Annotated in this window: 16 protein-coding genes; 13 read left to right on the top strand and 3 right to left on the bottom strand. The window is 72.7% G+C overall.

The genetic code is table 11. The annotated features are described in order from the left end of the window. Nucleotides 1-318: 318 nt before the first annotated feature. From J5O08_RS12260 to J5O08_RS12220, 9 genes are all read left to right on the top strand, one after another. On the top strand, nt 319-8,178 hold the full coding sequence (locus J5O08_RS12260) for a DNRLRE domain-containing protein (protein WP_218707162.1): 7,860 nt from the start codon (nt 319-321) through the stop codon (nt 8,176-8,178). 62 nt (nt 8,179-8,240) lie between these two features. Beyond that, nucleotides 8,241-8,927 (top strand): hypothetical protein, encoded by a 687-nt coding sequence (locus J5O08_RS12255; protein ID WP_218707161.1) that lies wholly within the window; start codon nt 8,241-8,243, stop codon nt 8,925-8,927. 84 nt (nt 8,928-9,011) lie between these two features. Beyond that, nucleotides 9,012-10,301 carry a hypothetical protein gene (locus tag J5O08_RS12250; RefSeq protein ID WP_218707160.1) on the top strand — a complete coding sequence of 430 codons (1,290 nt, stop codon included), beginning with the start codon at nt 9,012-9,014 and terminating at the stop codon, nt 10,299-10,301. Then, entirely contained in the window at nt 10,298-10,978 is a 681-nt protein-coding gene (locus tag J5O08_RS12245) for a hypothetical protein (RefSeq protein WP_218707159.1), read from the top strand. The genes J5O08_RS12250 and J5O08_RS12245 overlap by 4 nt, the downstream gene beginning before the upstream one ends. Continuing rightward, the gene (locus tag J5O08_RS12240; RefSeq protein WP_218707158.1) at nt 10,975-11,526 is read left to right on the top strand and encodes a signal peptidase I; all 552 of its coding nucleotides are present in this window, start codon (nt 10,975-10,977) and stop codon (nt 11,524-11,526) included. Before J5O08_RS12245 ends, J5O08_RS12240 begins: the two co-directional genes overlap by 4 nt. A 58-nt stretch (nt 11,527-11,584) precedes the next feature. Beyond that, the gene (locus J5O08_RS12235; RefSeq protein ID WP_218707157.1) at nt 11,585-11,941 is read left to right on the top strand and encodes a VOC family protein; all 357 of its coding nucleotides are present in this window, start codon (nt 11,585-11,587) and stop codon (nt 11,939-11,941) included. 109 nt (nt 11,942-12,050) lie between these two features. Then, nucleotides 12,051-13,280, top strand: a complete 1,230-nt coding sequence (locus J5O08_RS12230) for a sugar MFS transporter (RefSeq protein ID WP_218707156.1) — start codon at nt 12,051-12,053, stop codon at nt 13,278-13,280. Nucleotides 13,281-13,299: 19 nt separating this feature from the next. After that, nucleotides 13,300-13,614 (top strand): multidrug efflux SMR transporter, encoded by a 315-nt coding sequence (locus tag J5O08_RS12225; RefSeq protein ID WP_218707155.1) that lies wholly within the window; start codon nt 13,300-13,302, stop codon nt 13,612-13,614. A gap of 1 nt (nt 13,615) precedes the next feature. After that, complete coding sequence (locus J5O08_RS12220) at nt 13,616-13,981, top strand: multidrug efflux SMR transporter (protein WP_218707154.1); 366 nt, start codon at nt 13,616-13,618, stop codon at nt 13,979-13,981. A 137-nt stretch (nt 13,982-14,118) separates the two neighbouring features. Here the strand turns inward: J5O08_RS12220 and J5O08_RS12215 are convergent, their stop codons facing one another. Continuing rightward, the gene (locus J5O08_RS12215; protein ID WP_218707152.1) at nt 14,119-14,325 is read right to left on the bottom strand and encodes a hypothetical protein; all 207 of its coding nucleotides are present in this window, start codon (nt 14,323-14,325) and stop codon (nt 14,119-14,121) included. Nucleotides 14,326-14,600: 275 nt separating this feature from the next. Here J5O08_RS12215 and J5O08_RS12210 point away from each other — a divergent pair, with 275 nt between their 5' ends. After that, nucleotides 14,601-15,392, top strand: coding sequence for a phosphatase PAP2 family protein (locus J5O08_RS12210; RefSeq protein ID WP_218707151.1), 792 nt, complete (start codon nt 14,601-14,603; stop codon nt 15,390-15,392). Nucleotides 15,393-15,431: 39 nt separating this feature from the next. On the opposite strand, the gene J5O08_RS12205 is transcribed toward J5O08_RS12210, so the two are convergent. Then, complete coding sequence (locus J5O08_RS12205) at nt 15,432-17,042, bottom strand: ABC-F family ATP-binding cassette domain-containing protein (RefSeq protein ID WP_218707149.1); 1,611 nt, start codon at nt 17,040-17,042, stop codon at nt 15,432-15,434. 388 nt (nt 17,043-17,430) lie between these two features. Here J5O08_RS12205 and J5O08_RS12200 point away from each other — a divergent pair, with 388 nt between their 5' ends. Further along, on the top strand, nt 17,431-18,042 hold the full coding sequence (locus tag J5O08_RS12200) for a GyrI-like domain-containing protein (protein WP_218707147.1): 612 nt from the start codon (nt 17,431-17,433) through the stop codon (nt 18,040-18,042). A gap of 10 nt (nt 18,043-18,052) precedes the next feature. On the opposite strand, the gene J5O08_RS12195 is transcribed toward J5O08_RS12200, so the two are convergent. Continuing rightward, on the bottom strand, nt 18,053-18,829 hold the full coding sequence (locus J5O08_RS12195; protein ID WP_308281592.1) for a glycosyltransferase family 2 protein: 777 nt from the start codon (nt 18,827-18,829) through the stop codon (nt 18,053-18,055). A 276-nt stretch (nt 18,830-19,105) separates the two neighbouring features. Here J5O08_RS12195 and J5O08_RS12190 point away from each other — a divergent pair, with 276 nt between their 5' ends. Together J5O08_RS12190 and J5O08_RS12185 are read left to right on the top strand one after the other, a co-directional pair. Further along, nucleotides 19,106-20,395 carry a threonine/serine exporter family protein gene (locus J5O08_RS12190; protein WP_218707146.1) on the top strand — a complete coding sequence of 430 codons (1,290 nt, stop codon included), beginning with the start codon at nt 19,106-19,108 and terminating at the stop codon, nt 20,393-20,395. Beyond that, nucleotides 20,392-21,714, top strand: a complete 1,323-nt coding sequence (locus J5O08_RS12185; RefSeq protein WP_218707145.1) for an amidohydrolase family protein — start codon at nt 20,392-20,394, stop codon at nt 21,712-21,714. The genes J5O08_RS12190 and J5O08_RS12185 overlap by 4 nt, the downstream gene beginning before the upstream one ends. Nucleotides 21,715-21,828 lie beyond the last annotated feature (114 nt).

Here is a 21,828-nt window from a genome sequence, read left to right as displayed (position 1 = left end):
GCAATTTCACGCGACGTCGCGCCTGCCGCCCGCCAGGTCCCTCGCAGCGAGTCGCCCGCGGGGCTCCTAGCTGCTCGCCTCACCTCGAGCGGTGGACGAGTGCGGTCGACTACCTCGACACCACGTCGCCGACGCGGCTCCACGACATCCTCACAACGCTGCGCCGACCGGGTGAAGAGCGAGTCGTTCGCACACGCGGTTGCCTTTGTCCCATCTACGTTCTGCTCGCTGCCGAACTGTGAACAGTCTGTGCAGTAGCGCGAGGTGGTCGCGCGTGTCTGTCAGGTTCTGCCTGACTCGGGTGAGAGAGGCCCGCGCGTGGCTGCTCTGCAGATTGCCTTCGGCACCACTGACGCCTGGCGTCGTCGTGTTCCGCTCGTTGCGATCGCTGTCGCGGGCGCACTCTGCGCGTCCGGACTGCCTGCAGTCGCGACACCCCCGACACCGGCAGCGCCGACCGTGGAGGAGAACGCCACCTCCTCCGAGCCGCTGACCGCGCCCGACGCCGTCTCCGCCGCTGCGATCGCGCGCCTGGAGGGCCGGCCGGTCGAGGTCCTGGCCGAACGCACCGAGTCCAGCTCCGTGTTCGTCCTGCCCGACGGGACGAAGGCTTCGGGCATGGGCGCCGGACCGGTGTGGGTGCGGCAGGGCGGCGACGGCACGAGGGACGAGGACTGGGCGCAGGTCGACCTGTCGCTGCATGTCGCAGAGGACGGCTCAGTTCGCCCAGTCGCGCACAGCGGTGACCTGGTGCTCGCCGGCGCGACCGACGCGCCCGCGGACGGTGCCCCCGTCGACCTGGCGACGGTCACCGACCCGGCAACAGGCGTCAGTACCTCGGTGCAGTGGGACGGCGCATTGCCCGAGCCGCAGCTTTCCGGTCGTCGCGCGACATACGCGGATGTGCAGCCCGGCGTAGACCTGGTCCTCGAGGCGACCAGCACCGGGTTCCAGGAGTTCTTCGTCGTCGAGGAACGCCCGCAGCCCGGCGCAGACCTCACGTTTCCGCTGACCGTCACCGCGGAAGGAGCAGCCCTCCAGACCGCCGAGGATGGAGCGATCGAGGTCGTCGCCAGCGGCGAGGTCGTCGCCAAGGCCGCCGAGCCGATGATGTGGGACGCCGACAGCGACCAAGGTCGTGCGTTCCCGATCACCCAGGCCCGGCCGAACGAGGCCGAGGACACCCAGGTGCTCTCGCCGATGCCCGCCTGGGTTCTCGAACCTGATCACGGGGCCGCGTCGTCTGACACCGACAGCGTCGCCCGAGCCGCAGCCGAGGCCGAGACCGCCGCCCCGGTCGAGCCAGTCGGCGACCTGACGATCGACCCGCTCGCCCAAGCCGTCGAGGTCGAGCGCACGATCAGTCAGCCCACCACGGACGTCGCCGAGGTCGCCCTCGCACCGCAGGAGGAGTTCCTCCAGGACCCCGAGACGGTGTACCCGGTCGTCATCGACCCGGACATCAACCTCAACTGGGGATTCGACACCTACGTCCTCAAGGGCTACTCGGACAACCGCTCCGAGGAGTACGAACTGCGCGCCGGCACCTACAACGGCGGCACGAACGTCGCCCGCTCATACATCCACTTCCCGATGGGGCAGTTCGCCGGGGCCACCGTCACCAACGCCCGCCTCGAGCTCTTCAACTACTACTCGTGGTCCTGCCAGGCACGGAACTGGCAGGTCTGGAACGTCTACGCCGCCAGCGCCGCCAGCACGTGGGCGAACATGCCCGGCTGGGCGACCCACTACGCGACGAGCTCCGAGACGCACGGGTACTCCAGTGCCTGCGGAGGAGCCTGGTCCAACGCCAACATCACCAGCTTCGCCCAGATGTGGGCGGCCACCAACGAGACCGAGGGCCACGTCGGGATCAAGGCCGAGTCCGAGACCGACAACTACGGGTGGAAGCGGTTCTACTCCTCCAACAACGGCTCCTACATCCCGTCGATCTGGGTCACCTACAACCACACGCCCAACGCACCGACCGGTCTGACCGTCTCCAACGCGACCACCAGCGGAGCGACGGGGACCTGGACCAACGTCGCGACCCCGACGCTCAGCGCCACGCTGACCGACCGGAACGGTGGCACGGTCAACGGCAACTTCACCGTCAAGCGCGCAGACAACGGCACCACCGTCTACTCGGGTGCTGCGAACGGGCTGCTCAGCGGTGCTGTCGGCTCGGTGAAGACGTCCGCCTTGGCCGACGGGCAGAAGTACACCGTGACGGCTCGCGTCAGCGACAACATCGTCGAAGGACCTCCCGCCTCACTGACGTTCGGCGTCGACACGACAAAGCCACTGGCGCCCCGCATCACGTCGACCGACTACCCGGACGACAACACCTGGCACGGCGCTGAGAACACCGCCGGCAACTTCACGATCACACCGGCCGCGATCGACGGCAGTCTGACCACCTACATCTGGGGCCTGGACAAGGTCCCAGACCCCGCCCAGAAGGTGACCGCATCGGCCACGGGAGCCGCCTCCAAGCTCACCGTCACGCCGACCACCGCCGGCCGCCACGTCCTCCAGCTCCAGGCCCTCGACCGCGCCGGCAACGCCTCCGGCGTGCTCAAGTACGCGTTCAACGTCGGCCGTGCAGGAATCGTCACCCCGGACGACGGGTCACGGGTCGTGCGCCGTACGAGGCTCCACGTCACCGGCGAGGACGTGTTCACCTACGTGAAGTTCCAGTGGCGTCGCGGGCCGGACTCCCCGGCTGCCGACATCAAGAACATCCCGACCGCCCAGCTCCAGACCTCCACCGGAGTCTCCTGGCAGGACGTCGCGACCGGCGGATGGGCACCGCTGCCCCGCGGGAACAGCGCCTACACGGCGTGGGACGTCGGCGCCACGCTCGGATCCGTCGGCGGGCCCATCCAGGTCCGCGCGGTGACAGCAACCTCCAGCGCCGGCGCAGGTGCCTACAACACCGGATGGATCACGCTCACCGTCGACTCCGACGCGTCGGGAGCCGCCACAGCCGAGATCGGACCGGGCAACGTCAACCTCCTCACCGGAGAACACACGCTTTCCGTCACCGACGTCGAAGAGTTCGGCCTGTCAGTCGTCCGCACGGCGTCGTCCCGCGACACCGACAGCGGGTACGAACTCCAGGCCGACAAGGTGACCCAAGCGCACTCCGAGGCGACGTCCATCACCGGCGTCGTCGCGGGCAACTCCACCGTCTCAGTCGACACCACCCGATTCCACGACGGCACCAGCTCGTTCAAGGTGACGCCGAACGGGACCTCCGTCGACAGCTACATCGCCCTGGGCGCCGACGGTGGATCCATGGCGCTCGGGATGCTGCCCGGCCGGACCTACCGCGTGTCCACGTGGGTCTACGTCCCCTCGGCGACGACGCTCACGCCGGGCAGCCCCCGGGGCCTGAGCCTCCAGCTGTTCTCTCGCACCGGAGCCGCGGCCTGGGCAGAACCATCAACGCGAGGCGCCGCGTCCGCGAAGCCGACGATGACCAACGCGTGGCAGCAGCTCAGCATGGACGTCACCATCCCCGCGGGCACGACCGAAGCGTTCCTGCGCCTTTACAACGGGAACAGTGCGGCTGCGAAGCCTGTCTACTTCGACGACATCACCGTCAACGAGCTGTGGGCACCCTTCGGCAAGCAGTGGGCATCAGGCACGACCGACTCCAGCGCAGGCACCGCATACACACGGATCTCGCGCCCCTACCCGGACGTCGCCGCGGTACACCTCACCGGCGGGGGAGAGATCTGGTTCACCTCGGGTGACGGTCAGAAGTGGTGGCCCGAGCCGGGTGCGCAAGACCTCTCCCTCAAGGCGGTCAGCGCCACGAGCTGGCGGCTGACCGAGATCGACGGCACCACAACAGACTTCGCCAAGAACGGCGGTAGCGGGGACTTCCCCGTCACGGTCTCCACCGCGCCGGCCGCCAGCGGCGCTGCCCGACACGTCTACGACACATCATTCCCCGGCCAATCCCGACTGATCCGAATCATCGCCCCCATCGAAGACGGCGTGGACGGCTGGCCCGCCAACGCTCAGGCCTGCAACCCGACCGGCAACACCCCACCCGCGCGAGGGTGCGAAGTCCTCGACATCAAGTACGCAATCACGAGCACCGCCAACGCCACCACGAACGGGAACGTCGCCGGTCAAGTCGAGAGCATGAGTCTGTGGGGCACTGATCCCGCTACTGGGGTCGTGGCCTCCGTGCCGGTCGCGCGCTACCTGTACGACGGGAGCGGGCGACTTGTGAAGGTGTGGGACCCCAGAATCGGCTCATCCACCTCGTCGGGACCCGGTCCCGGCGCTCTTGTGACGAGCTACACCTACGACACTGCCACTGGCCGGCTTACTTCTGCTGCAGCCCCGGGTGAGGAGGCCTATCGCTTCGAGTACGGCCGTGCGGGCGGGACGACGTCGGGCGCCGGCGACTTCATTGACGCGTCGAGCGGCAGGTTGCTCACCGTCACGCGGCGCTCGCTCGTCGAGGGGACGACCGGTACATGGGGACCCGACAACATCAGTCGAGTGGTCTATGACGTGCCCCTCACCCGCAGCGCGGGAGGCCCTTACGATCTTGACCCGGCATCCCTCGCTTCGTGGGCGCAGCAAAATGGCCCGACTGACGCCACCGCCGTATTCGGTCCGCAGGACGAGGTCCCGGTCAGCACGGCCACGTCCACCATCCCCGGAGCGGACGGTTACCGGGGCGCGACGGTGCACTACCTCGACGCGAGCGGGCTGGAGGTAAACACGGCCACACCTGCGGGCGCTGATGCGCCCGTCGAGGGCTACATCGACACGACCGAGTACGACAACCAAGGAAAGGTCGTGCGCACACTCGACGCGACCAACCGTTTGCTCGCACTCGGCAAACTTGAGGAAAGCGCGGACGTCGCGTCGTGGGGGCTGCCGAGCACCGACTCCTCATACGTCGCGCAGTTGGTTGACTCGCGAACGACGTACACGCAGGACGGCCTCGATGTCGTGAGTGAACGAGGACCCGCGCAGCGCCTGGCCTTAGCGAACGACGCGAACGCAGTCGTCACGATGCACGCGATAACGCGCTACTCGTATGACGAGGGCGCTCCTGACGGAATGAAGTACCACCTCCCGACCACCGTGACCGCAGGAGGGCTTCTGGTCGGTGCGGACATCGACGGCGGCGCGGTGCAGGACCCAGTCGTTACGGTCAATGACTACAATCCGGTGGACGGTTCTGCTGCACTCAGCCCCCAGTCGGGATGGGTGCACAAACAGCCGACGCGAGTGATCGTGAACCCTGGCCGTGCTGACGAGCTCAGATCGTCGGTCCTCTACGACCCGTTCGGACGACCGCTGAAGTCGGTCAAGCCGGGGTCGAGCGGCAATGACGCAGCCACGACTCTCACGGTTCTCTACTCAGCGTCGCCGAACGCCTCCGAGCCAGCGTGCGGGGGGCGGCCGGAGTGGGCGGGACAACCATGTGTCACGCGCGCCGCGGGTGCCGTCACTGGCCACGACGCGAGCCGCATGTCCACCGTCCTGCCAGAGAAGCGAGTTCTCGGTTACAACCGTTTCGGGTCGCCCACCGTGGTGACGGAGACGGCGAGCGGGCCTGTTGACGGATCTGTCGCGAGCGTCACCCGGACGACGACAACGACATACGACGCAGCAGACCGTGTCATCGCGGTGGCGGTCTCGGCGACAGGTGGTGCTGCCGGGACCGCGATCGAGCGGACAGGAACGGTCTATGACGCCCTGACGGGCGATGTGCTCGAGACGACCTCGCTCGACAGCAACGGGGCCGTCACGGCATCGATCCGCCGGTCGTTCGATGAACTGGGTCGTTTGACGAGCTACACCGACGCTGACGGGGCGACAACGACGACGACGTACGACCGTTTCGGAGCGACCACCGCATCGACTCAGGTGATCGCCGGTCGAACCCTCACGACTACCTACGAATACGACCGGGAGATTGAACCCCGGGGTTTTGTCACCTCAGTCACCGACCCAGTCGCAGGGGAGATCAGCGCCACCTGGGGCCCGGATGGCCAGATGGAGTCGGAGATCCTTCCGGGTGGCATCGAACTCGAGATCGACTATGACGCTGCGCGCGTTCCGGTCTCACGCACCTATCGCAAGCTCGCACAGCCCTTCTCGGAGGATCAAGCCAGCAATATCATCTGGGCCGACACGGTGGTGGAAAACCACCGAGGGCAGTGGATTCGGCACGAGGCGAGTACTGGAACTTTGAATTACGCGTACGACGGGCTCGGGCGCCTCATCACCGTTAACGACACGGAAGCCGCGACGGCATCGTGCACCACTCGTGTCTACGGCTTCGCGGGATCCGATCGCTCGACTCGCACTCAGTTCGCTACTGCCACGGGCGATCCCGGCGCAACCTGCCCAACTGCGACTCCGGAAACAATCGTTGCCTACGACTCGGCTGATCGCCTCCAGGGCATTGCCGGCCAGGATGCGCAATGGTCTTATGACCCATTCGGACGGGTCACGGCGCTGCCGATCGGCTCCGCATTGCTCCGCAACGAGTTCTATGTCAACGACTTGGTGCGGTCCCAGACGATCGAGGGAGAAAGCCGCCAGACGTGGTCGCTGGATCCGACGCAGCGACGGACGACCATGCTTCGCGAGAAGTGGAATGGCGGAAGCTGGGTGGAGGAAATCACCTCGACATCGCACTATGCGAATGATTCGGACGAGCCGACCTGGATCGCCGAGGATGCGACCTTGGCGACGGATGTCACACGAATGGTGAGCGGACTAGAGGGCGACCTTGCGGTCACAACCGACCTCGAGGGTGGTCGAGTAATCCAGCTGGTCGATCTGCATGGAGATGTCGTCGGAACTGTCCCGGTTGCTGATGGTGCTGCCGCAGCCACGTGGTCCGAGATCCGATTCATGCGATCTGACGAGTTCGGCAACCCCCTGCCCATGAGCGGGGCTGCTGATGCGAATTCTCCTCCCGCCAGATATGGTTGGCTGGGCGCTGCTCAGCGATCGAGCGAGGCTCTTGGTGGAGTCATCCTGATGGGCGTCCGGCTATACCTGCCGGCGGCGGGCTTGTTCCTTTCACCCGACCCGGTGGCGGGTGGATCCGCGAACGCGTACGACTATTGCAACGCGGATCCTGTGAATTGCACAGATCTGGACGGCACATTCTCCTTCAAGTCGATCATTTCTGCTGTCGCTGTCGTAGGTGAGGTCGCCTCGCTCGTGCCGGGGCCGATCGGAGCGGCGGCCGCGGGTATCTCCGCCGTGGCATACGCCGCAAAGGGCGACCGCTCGAAGGCGCTGGAAATGGGCGTCACCGCCGTTGCCCAGTTGGTAGGTGCAGGTCCAGTCGTCCGCGTCGCGGCCCGGGTGGTGTCGACGGCCCGCGCGACGGGGCAGGTGGCCATGCGTGCTGCCCCCCGTGTAGCGCGCGCAGCCGCCGGGCGGGCCGCGAACATCGCGCGACGGACGTGCAACAGCTTTGTCCCAGGCACGCTCGTAACAATGGCCGACGGCAGCCTGGTGCCGATCGAGAGCGTTCAGGCCGGTGATCTCGTGCTCACGCAGGACCCGGAGACGGGCGCGCGCGGGAGCCAGCCGGTCCTCACTCCTATCGTCGGAGTGGGGACCAAGCACCTCATCGCGGTCCAGACCGAGGGGTCAAGCTGGATCGCGACCGCCTTCCACCCTGTTTGGGTGAATGAAACAGGCTGGGTGGATTCGGAAGATCTCCGTGTCGGAGACCACCTGCGGACGGAGCAGGGGAACGCCACGCCGGTGATCGCCGTGCAGGACCTAGGGGCGCTCGACGCTCAAACGGTGTTCAACCTCGCGGTTTCGGACGATCACACCTTCTTCGTCCAGGGGCCTAACAGCAACGAGTCGGTTCTCGTGCACAACGCTCGCAGTTGCGGGATCGCGAAGTTCGATGTGCCGAAGAAGTCTGGAATTTACATACTTCATTACAGTGACGGCAGAGCCCCGTATGTTGGGCGTTCGGTTAACATGCATCGACGTGTCCACCGCCACGCCGCGACGAGCCGAGGTGGGTTCACCCGGGTAGAGGTGCGCCGCGTCAGGGCGCCTTGGCTGCCAGTGGCCGAACTCGCACAGTGGAGGCGACTCGGAGGCGCGGCGGGCACCTCCAACAAGATCAGGCCGTCTATCCCGCGGGCACGATGAGTAAGGATGTTCGAGTGCACGGAGTAGCCATCAGCCGGCCCGACGGGCGAGTGTGGGCGGACGTGACCACGGCGTGGTCCGCCGAGGTGCTGGCGATGCTCGAAGACCACGGTGTCGAGGCTCTGGGGCTCGGCGCGGACTCCGAGGTCAAGGATGATCGCGGACTCGCCGGGCTCGAGCGCCTGACCTCGTTGCGCGTGCTCCACCTGGACTGGGCGCGGGTTCCAGCGATTCCCGAGGCGGCCTTGCAGCGGCTCGAGGACTTGTCGGTCATCGGGCGCAGTGGGCACAAGATCTCCGTCGAGAGCATCCCTCGGCTCCGGTCCCTTGAGTACCGCCCCGGGCGCGTGGTGGGCGCGCTCGCCGAGCTGCCGGACCTTGAGGCCGTGGTGACCAGAGGGATGCCCGAAGGTGGCTTCGGTGCGTTCGACTCCTGTGCAGCGCTCCGTGTCGTCCGCATGAACGGCCGAGGGGTCACGACGCTCGCCTGCGACGCGCCGCCGAGAGCGGTGGTGAGCGTCATCCTGTCGGGGATCGCGCTCTCCACGTTGGACGGGATCGGGAGTCTTCCGGTGATCAACGACCTCACCGTCGAGGGGGGTCGCGCTGCGGCAGGTCTGACGCTCGACCTCGCGCCGCTGCGGTCCGCTCCGAGCCTTCGCGTGTTCGCGGCGAGCGGTTACGGCGCCTACGAGGCGGTGGACTCGGTGGAGGGCACGCTGGAAGGTCTCTATCTCGGAGATCGATAGCTGGCGACCACCGCTGCGTACACCGACCGCGCCACCGCCACGACCGACGTCTTCCGGACCCCCACCACCAGGTTCGTCCCCCAGGTGACCTACCTCAACGGCACGTTCACCGCCGTGCAGGACGACGGGACGCTGGCGATCTGGGGCTTCCGCGGCAACGGGCTGTCGGGAACCGGGGCCACCACCGTCGCCGCGAACGCCCCGGTCACGCTGCTCACGCTGCCGTCCGACGACCACCCCGACGGCGCGCGGCGGGTCGTCCGGACCGCGGGCACCAGCCTGGACAACTTCTACCCGACGAACGTCGCGTACACCGGCATCGCGGCGCTGTCCGACGATGGCCGGGTCTACACCTGGGGCGGCAACCAGTCCAACAACGTGATGGGCCGGCCGAGCACCACCGTCCCGTTCACCCAGCCGGGCCAGGTCGACATCCCGGGCACGGTCGTGGACCTGAAGTCCTCGTCCGGCGTGTTCATGGCGCTCACCGACACCGGCGACGTCTACACCTGGGGCTACGCGCAGGCCCGCGGCATCACGGGCCAGGGCGGTGCGTCCACCTCGAGCGCGACACCGACCCGGATCCTCACCGGCGTGCACTCGATCGGCGCCGGCATGTGGAACGGCTGGGCGATCCGGGGGAACACCGACCCCGCCGACCCGCTCAGCGGCGTGCTGTGGTGGGGGTTCTCGAACGCCGCCGGCACCCTGGCCGGTGCTCCTGGCGGCGACAACACGACCGCCAACGCGAACAGCCCGATCCAGTCCGCCACCCTGTCCACGTACACCACCTCGGGCTGCGAGGCCGTGGGCGTCGTGGCGAACTCCCCGGAGGACACCTGCGGCATCTGCTCGCTGACCGGGCACTACTACGGCAACCAGGCGATTCTCGCGGACGGGACCGTGCTCGGCTGGGGCAACGCGAGCTTCTGGGGCACCGGCCGGGCGAGCGGCACCGCCGCCGTGAACAACACGCCGACCCCGGTCGAGATGCCGATCGGGGCGCGGATGATCGCCCCCACCGTGGACTACGTCCTCGCCCTCGACACCGAGGGCTACGCGTGGGTCTGGGGCCGGTACACGCTGGCCGGCGGCCTGGACCCGGCCACCGGCGGCGCGTCGACGACCAACCCGACGCTGCCAACGCGGCTCGACTCGCTCGGGGTGGTCGAGTCCGTCGCGGGGACGGGGTACACGGGCGCGGCGGTGCGCGCCGACGGGTCCATCGCGCTGTGGGGCGGCGGTCAGCAGGGCGCGCGCAACAACACGAACTCGCTGGTGCGGAACGGCTTCGCCACCACGACCACGCCCACCGGGTCGAACCAGGGCCTGACGGACCTGGTCATGCCGGGCACCGTGGCGGCGACCTCATGACGCCGCGCGGGGCGGGGGACGTCACGGGCGCGCGGCTGCCGGTGCGGCAGCGGCTGGCGACGCTGGCGGTGTTCGCGCTGGTCCTCGTCGCGGGGACGGTCGCCACGGCGGCCGCGTTCACCGACGCCGCGCACCTCGACCTCGGCACCGCGGGCATCGGCTCGGCCGACCCGTTCGCGATCGTGCTGGTCGACGCGGGCGGCCTCGCGCACGACGCCGAGCCGGGCACGCCGATGCCGGTCGACGTCCCGGACCGGGACGCCCTGGTCCCGGGCCGGACCGTGCAGGCCGAGGTGCGGGTGGCGTCGAACCACCCGGCGCTCGCGGCCGACGTGCGGGCCACGGTGGCGGGGGAGCCGGTGGCGGGCACCCCCGACGTCACCCCCTACCTGCGCATCACCGTGCTCGGGCCGGGCGGCGTGGTGCTGCTCGGGAGCGGGGCGGACGCCCCGGAGGGCGGGGCCGTGCTCGGCACCCCCGCCGACCTCGGCGTGCTGGCCGCCCGGGGCGCCGGACCCGTCGGGGACGGGCAACCGTGGACCGCCGGCGCGGCGGGGTCGGACACCACCCTGACGATCCTCGTGCACTACCTCGACGACTCGGCCACGACCGCGCTCAACGGCGGGCAGGCCCGTCTGACGGTGCGGTTCGACGCGACGTCCGTGGCGGTGGCGTGACCACCCGGCCCGCGCCGCGGGCGCTGCTCGCCGCCCAGCGGGTGCTGCTGGACGTGGCCGCCGTCGTCGGGGTGGTCAGCCTGCTCGCCGTCGCGGCGTGCCTCCTGCTCGGCGTGCGACCGGCGATCGTGCTGTCCGGCTCGATGTCGCCCGCCATCCCGGTCGGCGCGCTCACCTTGGCCCGCACGGTGCCCGCCGACACGGTGGAGGTCGGCGACGTCGTCACGGTCCCGCGGCACGAGCGGGACGGTCTGGTGACGCACCGGGTCGTGCAGGTCACCCCGGCCGGCACCGCGGCGGGCACCGCCGGCGGCCCAGCGGTCCAGCTGCGGCTGCAGGGCGACGCGAACGACGAGCCCGACGCCCTGCCGTACACGGTGACCGAGGCGGGCCGGGTGCTGTGGTCGGTGCCGCAGCTCGGGCGGGTGGTGGCCGCGCTGCAGGAGCACGTCGTGCTCGTGGTGGCGCTCCTCGTCGGGATCACGGCGCTGGCGACGTTCCCGGTGCGGCGGGACGGCGACGACGCGGGCGCGGCCCCGCGCGGGTGACGGCGAGCGCTGCCCGGGTCGCGGGTCCGACCGCCTGCGTCGGCTCTACGGTGAGGCCATGACGACGCTCTCCGTAGGCATGATCACCTTCGACACCACCGACGCGGTCGCCCTGGCGACGTGGTGGGCCCGGCACGTCGGCGGGACCGTGCGCGACGAGGCGGGCGGCTGGTTCGTCACTGTCGAGCGGCCCGACGGCCCCGCGCTCGCGTTCCAGAAGGTCGCCGACCCCACGCCCGGGAAGAACCGGGTGCACCTCGACATGCACGCGCAGGACCGGGAGACCGCCGTGCGGGCCCTGCTCGCGGACGGCGCGTCGCTGGTGGCGCAGCAGGAGATGCCTGGGTTCCGCTGGACGGTGCTCTCCGACCCGGACGGCAACCAGTTCTGCATCGCGCAGGCGGACGGCGCCTGACGGCACCGCGGTCGACCCCGACCGGTCGGTAGGATCGCCCGGCAACGCTGCGCTCGCTCGCCGGCGGGGCCAAGGACGTCCGAACCGCGGAAAGGCAGCACAGCAGGCCGTGTACTCGCTCCTCCTGACGATCGTCTACGTCGCCTTCATCAGCCTCGGGCTGCCCGACTCCCTGGTCGGGTCCGGGTGGCCCGTGATGCACGAGGACCTCGGGGTCCCGCTGGCCTTCGCCGGGATCCTCACGATGATCATCTCGGTCGGGACGATCGTGTCGAGCCTGGCGTCCGACCGCCTCACGCGCCGGTTCGGGGCCGGGCTCGTCACCGCCGTCAGCGTCGGGATGACCGCGGCGGCGCTCGTCGGCTTCTCGCTGTCCGGGTCGTTCTGGCTGCTCTGCCTGTGGGCGATCCCGTACGGCGTCGGGGCCGGGGCGGTCGACGCGGCGCTCAACAACTACGTGGCCCTGCACTACGCCGCGCGGCACATGAACTGGCTGCACAGCTTCTGGGGCGTGGGCGCCTCGATCAGCCCGTTCATCATGAGCTACGCCCTCGGCACCCGGCTGGGGTGGTCGGGCGCGTACGGGATCGTCGGCGGCATCCAGATCGCCCTGACGCTCGTGCTGCTCGTGAGCCTGCCGCTCTGGGGCCGGGTGAACCCCGTGCGTGCGGCCGAGCCCGCCGCGGACGACGAGGACGCGCCGGCGTCGGGGGCCCGCACGGCGCACGTCCCGCTCGCCCAGGCGCTGCGCATCCCGGGCGTCCTGCTGATCCTCACCGCGTTCTTCGCCTACTGCGCGCTCGAGAGCACCGCGATCCTGTGGGCCTCGACCTACCTCGTCACCGACCGCGGCGTCGACACCGCCACCGCGGCGGCGTTCGGCTCCCTGTTCCTGCTGGGCATCACCGGCGGGCGGTTCCTGGCCGGGTTCTTCGCCGACCGGATCGGCGACACGCTCCTGATCCGCGGGGGCTTCGTGACGGTCGCGGTCGGGGTCGTGCTCATCGCGCTCCCGGTGGGGACCGACGTGCTCGCGCTCGCCGGCCTCGTCGTCGCGGGGCTCGGCTGCGCGCCGATCTACCCCGCGATCATCCACTCCACGCCGGTGAACTTCGGCCGCAGCAGCTCGCAGGCGATCATCGGCATCCAGATGGCCGCGGCGTACACCGGCTCGACGCTCGCGCCCCCGCTGTTCGGGGTGCTGTCGACCTGGGCGGGGACGTGGATCTTCCCCCTGTTCGCCGCCGTGCTCGTCGCGCTCGGCCTGGTCATGTCCGAGCGGCTCAACCGCCTCGTCGCGCGCCCCGTGCCGAGCACGGCCGGGGTCGCCGCGTCCTGAGGGCGCGGTCGGGTTCGCCATGGCGTGGGTCGTCCTCATCGGGTCCGGCATGCTCGAGGCGGTGTGGGCGACGGCGCTCGCGGCGTCGAACGGCTTCCGGCGCGTGATCCCGACGGTCGTGTTCTTCCTGTCGATGGGCCTGAGCATGGTCGGCCTGGCGTGGGCCATGCAGACGCTGCCCACCGGGACCGCGTACGCGGTGTGGGTCGGCATCGGTGCGACGCTCACCGTCGTGTGGGCCGCGGCGACGGGCCAGGACCGGCTGGGCGCCGCCCGGGTCGCGCTGCTGGTGCTGCTGATCGGCTCGGTCGTCGGCCTGAAGGCGGTGAGCTGACGTGCCGTGGCTCGTCCTGCTGGTCAGCGCCGTCTTCGAGGCGGTGTGGGCGACCGCGCTCGGGATGTCCGAGGGCCTGAGCCGGCCCGTGCCCACGGTCGTGTTCTTCGCGGCGCTCACCGCCAGCATGGGCGGGCTGGCCTGGGCCACCCGGACGATCCCGATCGGGACGGCGTACGCGGTGTGGGTCGGCGTCGGCGCCGCGCTGACCGTCACGTACGCGATGGTGGCGGGGGACGAGGCGGCCTCGCCGGCGAAGGTGCTGTTCCTCGCCGGGATCGTCGGCGCCGTGATCGGGCTGAAGCTGGTCCCGCACGCCCCGGGTCCCCGGGAGCGCGGTCGACCGGACGACGCCGCGTCTTCCTGACGGCGCACGACGGGACGGGCACGACGCAGGGCGGGCGCTTCAGCGCCTGGCACCGGCTGCTGGTGGTGATCGCGTGGCCGGCCGCGTTCGTCGGCCTCGCCGGCGGGGCCCGTGCCTGGCGGTCCGCGCCCGCGGAGTCAGCCGACGGGCCGGCGGACGCGGCGCTCCACGGTCAGCCCGCCCGCACCCACCACGGCGAACGCTGCCGCGACGGCCGCGTTACCGCCCTCGGCGAGGATCGAGATCGCCGCGATCACGAGCAGCGCCGCCGGCACGAGCACGGCCGCTGCGGCACGGGGTGAGCGCGGCGGGAGTCTCGCGCCGACGTCGCTCGTGCCTGTCATGGCGGGATCCGTCACGGTCGGGCCTCCTCGCAGACGGGCACCGGGGCGGTTCCGGGTGGCTCCAGCACGATCCCACGGCGGGGACCGGCGCGTCTGGGACCATCGGTCGCCGCCCGGCCGCCCGGCACCGAGTGGATGCGCGACACGACGAGTGTGCATCCGGCGGATGGGCACTCGACGTGTCGGTTGCGCACTCGCCGCCGGCCGCGGGCGCCTTCCCGCGGCCACAGCCCGTTCCCCGAGCGCGTCCCGGCGCGGCCTGGGACGATCTCCCGATGCCCCCCGAGCCCTGGTACCGGCGGACCGTCGCCACCGCCCGACGGTCGGCGCTCGCCGTGTGGGACCGCCGCGGGGACCTGCGGGACCCGACGTCGCGCGCGGCCGTCGTGCTCGGGCTGCTGCTGGTGGTCGTGGGCCTCACCGGGGTGCTGGTCGTGCACGACGCGGTGGCCGAGGGCGACGACCTCGCCGAGGCCGACCTCCCCGTGCTGGACTGGCTGGTCGCCGCCCGCGGGCCGGGGGTCACGGCGTTCCTCACGGCCGTGTCGGCTGTGACAGGGCCCGGCGTCCTGCCGGTGGTCGTGGTCGCCGCCTGCCTGGTGTGGGGGCTGGTCACGCGCTCCTGGTGGCAGCCCGCGCTGCTGGCCGGGGCCATGGTGCTCTCGACGCTGGTGTCCCTGGCGATCAAGTCGGCGGTGGCCCGGCCCCGCCCGCCGCTGGACACCATGACGGTGCCGGGGTCGGAGTCGACGTACTCGTTCCCGTCGGGCCACACCGTCGGCACCGCGACGTTCCTGCTCACGGCCGGGTACCTGATCTGGATCCGGAGCCCGCACGTGCGCTCGCTCGTGCTCTGGGCCCTCGGGACCGGTGCGGGCATCCTGCTCGTCGCCGGGAGCCGGCTGTACCTCGGCTACCACTTCCTCACCGACGTGACGGCGGGCTTCGCGCTCGCGATCGCCGTGCTGGGCGTGGTGGTCGTGGTCGACCGGCGCCGGGCGGTGCGCGCCGCGCGCATGACGGCCGGTGCCGGGGGCGACGACGCGGGGGCCACGCCGGCGGGCTGACCCCGCCGGCGCGCGCCCGGCCCGCGCCCGGCCCCGCCCTCAGCCGGGCAGCTCCGCGCGCCGCCGCAGCCGCCCGTCCGCGCCCAGCTCGAGCACCGCGTCCAGCCCGAGCCGCTCCAGGAACGGCCGGTCGTGGCTCACCACGAGCAGCGCGCCCCGGTACGCGTCGAGCGCCTCCGCGAGCTGCGCGACGCTCGCGAGGTCGAGGTTGTTGGTCGGCTCGTCGAGGACGAGCAGCTGCGCGGGCGGGTCCGCGAGCAGCAGCCGCGCCAGCGCGACCCGGAACCGCTCGCCGCCGGACAGGGTGCGCACCGGGCGGTCGACGGCGTCGCCGCGCAGCAGGAGCCGCGCGAGCTGGTTCCGCAGCGTGCCCGGCGGCGTGCCCGGCGCCGCGGCCTGAACCGCCGCGAGCGCGCCGGCCTCGTCGTCCAGGCCGTCGAGGCGCTGCGGCAGGTAGCCGACCGCGTCGGTGAGCAGCCGGCCGTGGGGCCGGCCGGGCGCCGGCTCCGACCCGCGGACCAGCTGCTCCAGCAGGGTCGTCTTGCCCGTGCCGTTGGCCCCGACGAGGGCGACGCGCTCCGGCCCCTGGACGACCACCGTGCCGCCTGCGCCGTCGGCGAGCTCGGCGATCCGCCGTCCGCGCGGCACCCCGGGGTCCGGCAGCGTGAGGTGGATGTGCTCGTCGTCGCGCACGCGGGCGTCGGCGGCGTCGACCGCGGTCTGGGCCGCCCGCACCCGGTCGTCGAGCGTGGACCGCAGGGCGCCCGCGGAGTTCTGCGCCCGGCTGGCCCGGTTGCCGGCGAGGATCTTCGGGATGCCGCCGTCCCGCTGGGTCGCCCGGGCGGTGCGGGCCCGCCGGGCGAGCGTCGTCTCCGCCTCGGCGCGCTGCCGCTTCTCGGAACGCAGGGCCTGCTGGGCGGACCGCGCGGCCTGCTCGGCGGCCGCCTGCTCGGCCTCCCGGTGCTGCTGCCAGGCGCCGTACGTGCCGCCGAACGTCTCCAGGGCCCCGTCGTGCAGCTCGGCGATCCGGTCGACGTGCTCCAGCAGCTCCAGGTCGTGGCTGACGACGACGAGGGTCCCCGGCCACGTGTCGACGAGCTCGGCGAGCCGCGCGCGGGTGGGCCGGTCGAGGTTGTTGGTCGGCTCGTCGAGCAGGGTGACCGCGGTGCGGCGCAGGCGCAGGCCGGTGACGGCGATCAGCACGGCCTCGCCGCCGGACACCTCGGCCACCCGCCGGTGGAGGTCAGCCGCCGAGAACCCGATCTGGTGCAGCGACTCGTCGGCGCGGGCCTCGATGTCCCAGTCGTCGCCGACGGCGTCGAAGTGCCGCGGGTCGACGTCCCCGGACTCGATGGCCCGCAGCGCCGCCAGGGTGCGGTCGATGCCGAGCAGCTCCGCGACGGTGGTGTCCCGGGCGAGCGTGAGCGTCTGGGGCAGGTACCCGACGTCGCCGACGACCTCGACCGCGCCGGACGTCGGGACGAGCAGGCCGGCGACGAGCCGGAGCAGCGTGGACTTGCCCGAGCCGTTGCGGCCGACCAGGCCGGTCCGGCCGGCGGTGAACGTGGCGTCGAGGCGGTCGAGGGCGACCGTGCCGTCGGGCCACTCCAGGGTGACGCCGCGCAGGGTGACAGTGGGGGAGGGGGACATGGGCGTGCTCTTCTCTCTCCCGGGCCCGTGGGCGGGGAGGGCTGGTCGGCGTGGGCGGCCGGGCCGGGCGCGGGTCACGCCGGCGACGCGCGGGGCGTGCCGGGGCGGGCGGCCGGGCGGTCGCGCACCGGGTCGGTGCGGCGCCGGACGTGCGGGGACTCGTCGCGGCGCGGTCGACGCCCGTGGCGGGCGGACCGGCGCTGCGCGTCGGACGACGGGGCGAGCCACCGGCGGTCCGGTGGCTAGGCTCTGTCGACCTCGATCGTCTCCACACGGCGACCGTAGCAGCGGTCCCCGCCGCCGGCCGAGGCCTTTTCCGCGCCCGGGGCCCCGCACCGTCCGGCGGCGCGCCATGATGGGCGCACGATCGCCTCGAGGAGGACCGACGATGCCGACGGACGTGCGCCGCGAGCGCGCCGACCTGTACCGCGCGGGTCCCGGGTGGGACGAGGTCGTCGTGCCGCCGGCGGACTACCTCGCGGCCGACGGGCACGGCGACCCGGACTCGGCCGCCTACGCGGACGCCGTCGCGGCGCTGTACACCGCCGCCTACGCGGTGCGCGCGGCGGTGAAGCGGCGCACCGGCGACGCGTTCGTGGTCGGACCGCTGGAGGGCCTGTGGTCGAGCGCGGACCCGTCCGCGTTCACCGAGGGCCGCCGGGGCGACTGGGACTGGACGATGCTGATCCCGCTCCCGGCCGCGGTCACGGGGGAGGACGTCGCCGACGGGCTCACCGCGGCGGCGGCACGCGGGACGGGCCTGCCCGTGGACCGGGTGGTCCCGTTCACGCTCGACGAGGGCCGCTCGCTGCAGGCGCTGCACGTCGGGCCGTACGACGACGAGGGTCCCGCGCTCGCCCGGCTGCACCGCGAGGTGATGCCCGCCCGGGGCCTCACCTGGAACGGCCGCCACCACGAGATCTACCTCGGCGACCCCCGCCGGGTCGCGCCCGAGCGGCTGCGCACGGTGCTGCGGCAGCCGGTCCGCCCCGCGGGCTGACGCGGCCGGGTCAGCGCGGTGGTGCCGACGGCGCCGCCTGCCCCCGCCACCAGGCCGCGCGGCGCCCCGGCGCCCGCCACGGCGCCTGCTCCGGCCAGTGCAGCACCACGGACCGCCACCCGCGGGCCACCCGCCGGCCGAGCCCGCGCGGCGACCGCAGCGGCCGGGCGGAGATCGACACGGCCAGCCCGGCGTCGTACCGGACCGACCCGGGCGGCAGGTGGAAGCTCAGGTCCAGGTCGTCGTGCACGTCGGCCTCGCGGTGCACCTCGTGCCGGGCGGTCCGCCACGCGGCGGCGCGCACGGCGCACGCCGACCCGAACACCGGGGGACCGCCGAGCGCGAGCCCCGCGAGGACGAAGTAGGCGCGCATGTAGAGCAGGTGCACCAGCGCGCTGCCCAGCCCGCCGACCGCGCCGAGCCGGAACCTCCCCGGGCCGGTGACCGCGGCGCACCCCGGGTCGTCCGCGAGCAGCGCCTCGACCCGCGCGAGCCACCCCGGGGGCAGCACGGTGTCCGCGTCCACCCGCGCGATCACGTCGCCGGTCGCGGCGTCGTACCCGGCAGCGGCGGCCGGCCAGATGCCGCGCTGGGCCTCGTGCACCACCCGGGCGCCGGCCGCGGCGGCCACCCGCGCGGTCCCGTCGCCGCTGGCGTTGTCCACGACGACCACCTCGTCGGGGAGCCGGGTCTGGGCCGCGAGGGACGCGAGGCAGCGCGGGAGCCGGTCCTCCTCGTCCCACGCGGGCACGACGACGGAGATGCGCAGCGGGGGCCGGCCGGTCACCGGCGCGTCCCTGTCGGATCAGCGAGCACGCCCCATCCCCGCACGGCGGCGGCCGCCCGGCAACCGGTGGCGCGGGCCGGGCGCGGCGCGGGCCGGGCGCGGCGCGGCACCGGGGCGCGCCGTCCCGGGCACCGACCCGGCGGAGCCGGGCACGGAGGTCGCGCGCCGGGGGCACCGAGCCGGCACCGGGGTCTGGGGGCGGCGGCGACGGGCGCCGATACGGTCGAGCGGTCGGAAGCAGGGCGCGGGGCGCCCGGTCGCGCGCGAGGGGGGTCGATGGGTCCGGAGGACAGGCAGCCGGCCGCCGGGGCGCCGGACCGGCGCGTGCTCGGCGAGCTCGGTGTCCTGATGCTGGAGGCCGGCGCCTCGGTCGGCGAGGTGCGGCGCTCGCTGGAGCGCTCCGGCCCCGTGACCGCGTCGGTGCTCGCCGGGACGGTGGTCGTCACCGACCGCCGGGGCGGCGCCTCCACCCTGGTCGCCTCGGCCGGCGACGACCTGACCTTCGAGCAGGCGGCGCACGCCAGCAGGCTGGCCCGGCTGGTCGAGGCCGGCGCCGTCGGCCTCAGCCAGGTCCCGGACCGCATCGCGGCGGTGCGGGCGGTGCGCCGCCGCTACCCCCGGGCGGAGCAGGTCGCCGGCAGCGCGCTGGTCGCGGGCGGGCTGGCCCTGGTCACCCGCTGCCCGTGGTGGGCGGTCCTGGTGGCGCTCGTCGTCGGCGCGGGCGTCGGCGTCCTGGTCCGGGTGCTCGGCCGCCTCGAGGGCGGGGCGGCCGTGCTCCCCTTCGTGGTGGCGCTGGCCTCGACCCTGGCCGTCGGGGCGGTCGCCGCGGCGGCGTCCTGGGAACCGATCCCGCTGTTCGCGGTGTGCGCGCCGATCGCGATCCTGGTCCCCGGGGCGCTGATCACGAACGCTCTGCTCGACCTGACGGCCACGGACGTCGTCACCGGCAGCGGACGGCTGGTCTACGGGCTGCTCGTGCTCGCGCTGATGGCGCTGGGCATCTTCACGGGGGCGCACCTCACCGGGCTCGCGGTCGACCCCGCGTCGGTGGCCCTGGTCGGCCAGACCGCGGGCCCCGGCCCGGCCGACGCCGCCGGCTGGGAGCAGCTGCCGCCGACCTGGTCGGCCTGGGTCGGTGTCGCGGTGCTCGCGGCCGGGGTGGGCCTCGCCTTCGGCTCGGGCCTCCGGCTCGGCGCGGTCAGCGTCCTGGTGATGACCGCCACCTTCACCCTGCTGCGTGCGCTCACCCCGGCCATCGGCGCGGCCGCCGCGGCGGGGGTGGCGGCGGCGGTGCTGTTCCTGGTCGCGCGGTGGGGCGAGCGCCGCACGCTGGCGCTGCCCGCGGCCGCGACGTTCCAGCCGGCCTTCCTCCTGCTGGTGCCCGGGACCGTCGGCCTGGTCGCCCTCACCGGCACGGACACCGGCGCGCTCGCGACCAGCCTGGCCACGTTCGCGGCCATCTGCCTCGGCGTGAAGCTCGCCGCCCTCGTCGCGGACAACGTCCCCGGACGCCGCCTCACCGCGCCACCCCCGAGCCCACCCCACGAAGGGAGCCCACCCCGATGAGCACCACACCGTTCGCCCTGACCGGCGTCACCGTCGTCACCTGCGACCCGGACGGCACGGTCCTGCCCGACCACACCGTCCTGGTCGACGCCACCGGCACCGTCGCCGGGGTCGGACCGTCCGCCGCGACCGCGGTCCCGGCCGGGTACCGCCGGCTGCGCGGTGCGGGCAGGTACGTGCTGCCCGGGCTGATCAACGCCCACGCGCACCTGTTCGCCGACGGCAAGCCCCTCCCGCCGGTCCTGACGAGCGAGTCCGCGGAGCACCTCGTCTCGGCCGTCTTCCACTCGCGGGTCGGCCGCCGCGTGGTCACCGGCCGCGCGCGCCGCAACGTCGACACCCAGCTCCGGTCCGGCGTCACCACGATCCGCAGCCTCGGCGACGTCGCCTACGAGGTCGTCCAGGTCCGCGACGAGATCGAGGGCGGGACGCGCGTGGGTCCCCGGCTGCTGCCCTCCGGCCCGCTGCTCGCCGGGACCGGCGGGCACGGCACCCCCACGATCGCCCTGGTCGGCGACGACCCCTGGGCGGCCCGGCGCAACGTGCGGACCAACCTGCGCAAGGGGGTCGGCGCGATCAAGATCGCCGCGACGGGCGGGGTCACCGACGCCCGCGCGATCGGCGAGGCGGGGCGCCCCCAGCTCACCGAGGAGGAGATGACCGCCATCTGCGAGGAGGCGCACACGGCCGGGGTGCTCGTCGCGGCGCACGCCCAGAGCCGGGAGGGCATCGCCCGGGCTCTGCGCGCCGGGGTCGACACCATCGAGCACGGCGCGGGGATGGACGCCGAGATCGTCGACCTGTTCCGCGACAACCCCCGGTCGCTGCGCGGCTGGTCCGCCCTGGTCCCGACCCTCCAGGCGTGCCTGCCCCTGGTCCGGCTGCCGCGGTCCGTCACCGGCATCGACGACGTGGTGCACGCCAACGCGGAGATGATCCTCGACGAGATGCTGCAGGGCATCCAGGACGCGCGCGCGAACGGCATCGCGATCGGCATGGGCACGGACTCCGCGCTCACCTACGTCACGCACTACAACACCTGGCGCGAGATCGACCTCCTGGTCCGGTACGGCGGCCTCACCCCGGCGGAGGCCCTGCACGCGGCCACGACCGGCAACGCGCGCATGCTCGGCCTGGAGGCCGTGACCGGTGCCGTCGAGACGGGCAGGGCGGCCGACCTGCTCGTGGTCGACGGCGACCCGCTCACCGACCTCCGGGCCCTCGCGCACCCCGCCTACGTCGTCGTCCGCGGCACCGTGCTGGACCACCCGGACGTGGAGCGGTTCCCGGAGATCGACGAGCGGCTCGACACGCTCTGAGCGGTCCGGCCGGGCGGGGCGTCAGGCGGGCTCGTCCGGGGGCGCGGGCGCGCGGACCGGCGCCCGCCCGCCCGGGTCCCGCCCGCCCGGGTCGCGCCCGTCGGGCGCCCGCCC

The organism is Cellulomonas sp. PS-H5 (assembly GCF_019265565.1).
Classification (GTDB): domain Bacteria; phylum Actinomycetota; class Actinomycetes; order Actinomycetales; family Cellulomonadaceae; genus Cellulomonas.
Note: the sequence above shows the minus strand (reverse complement) of the source record. Positions and strands in the feature narration are given on the sequence as shown.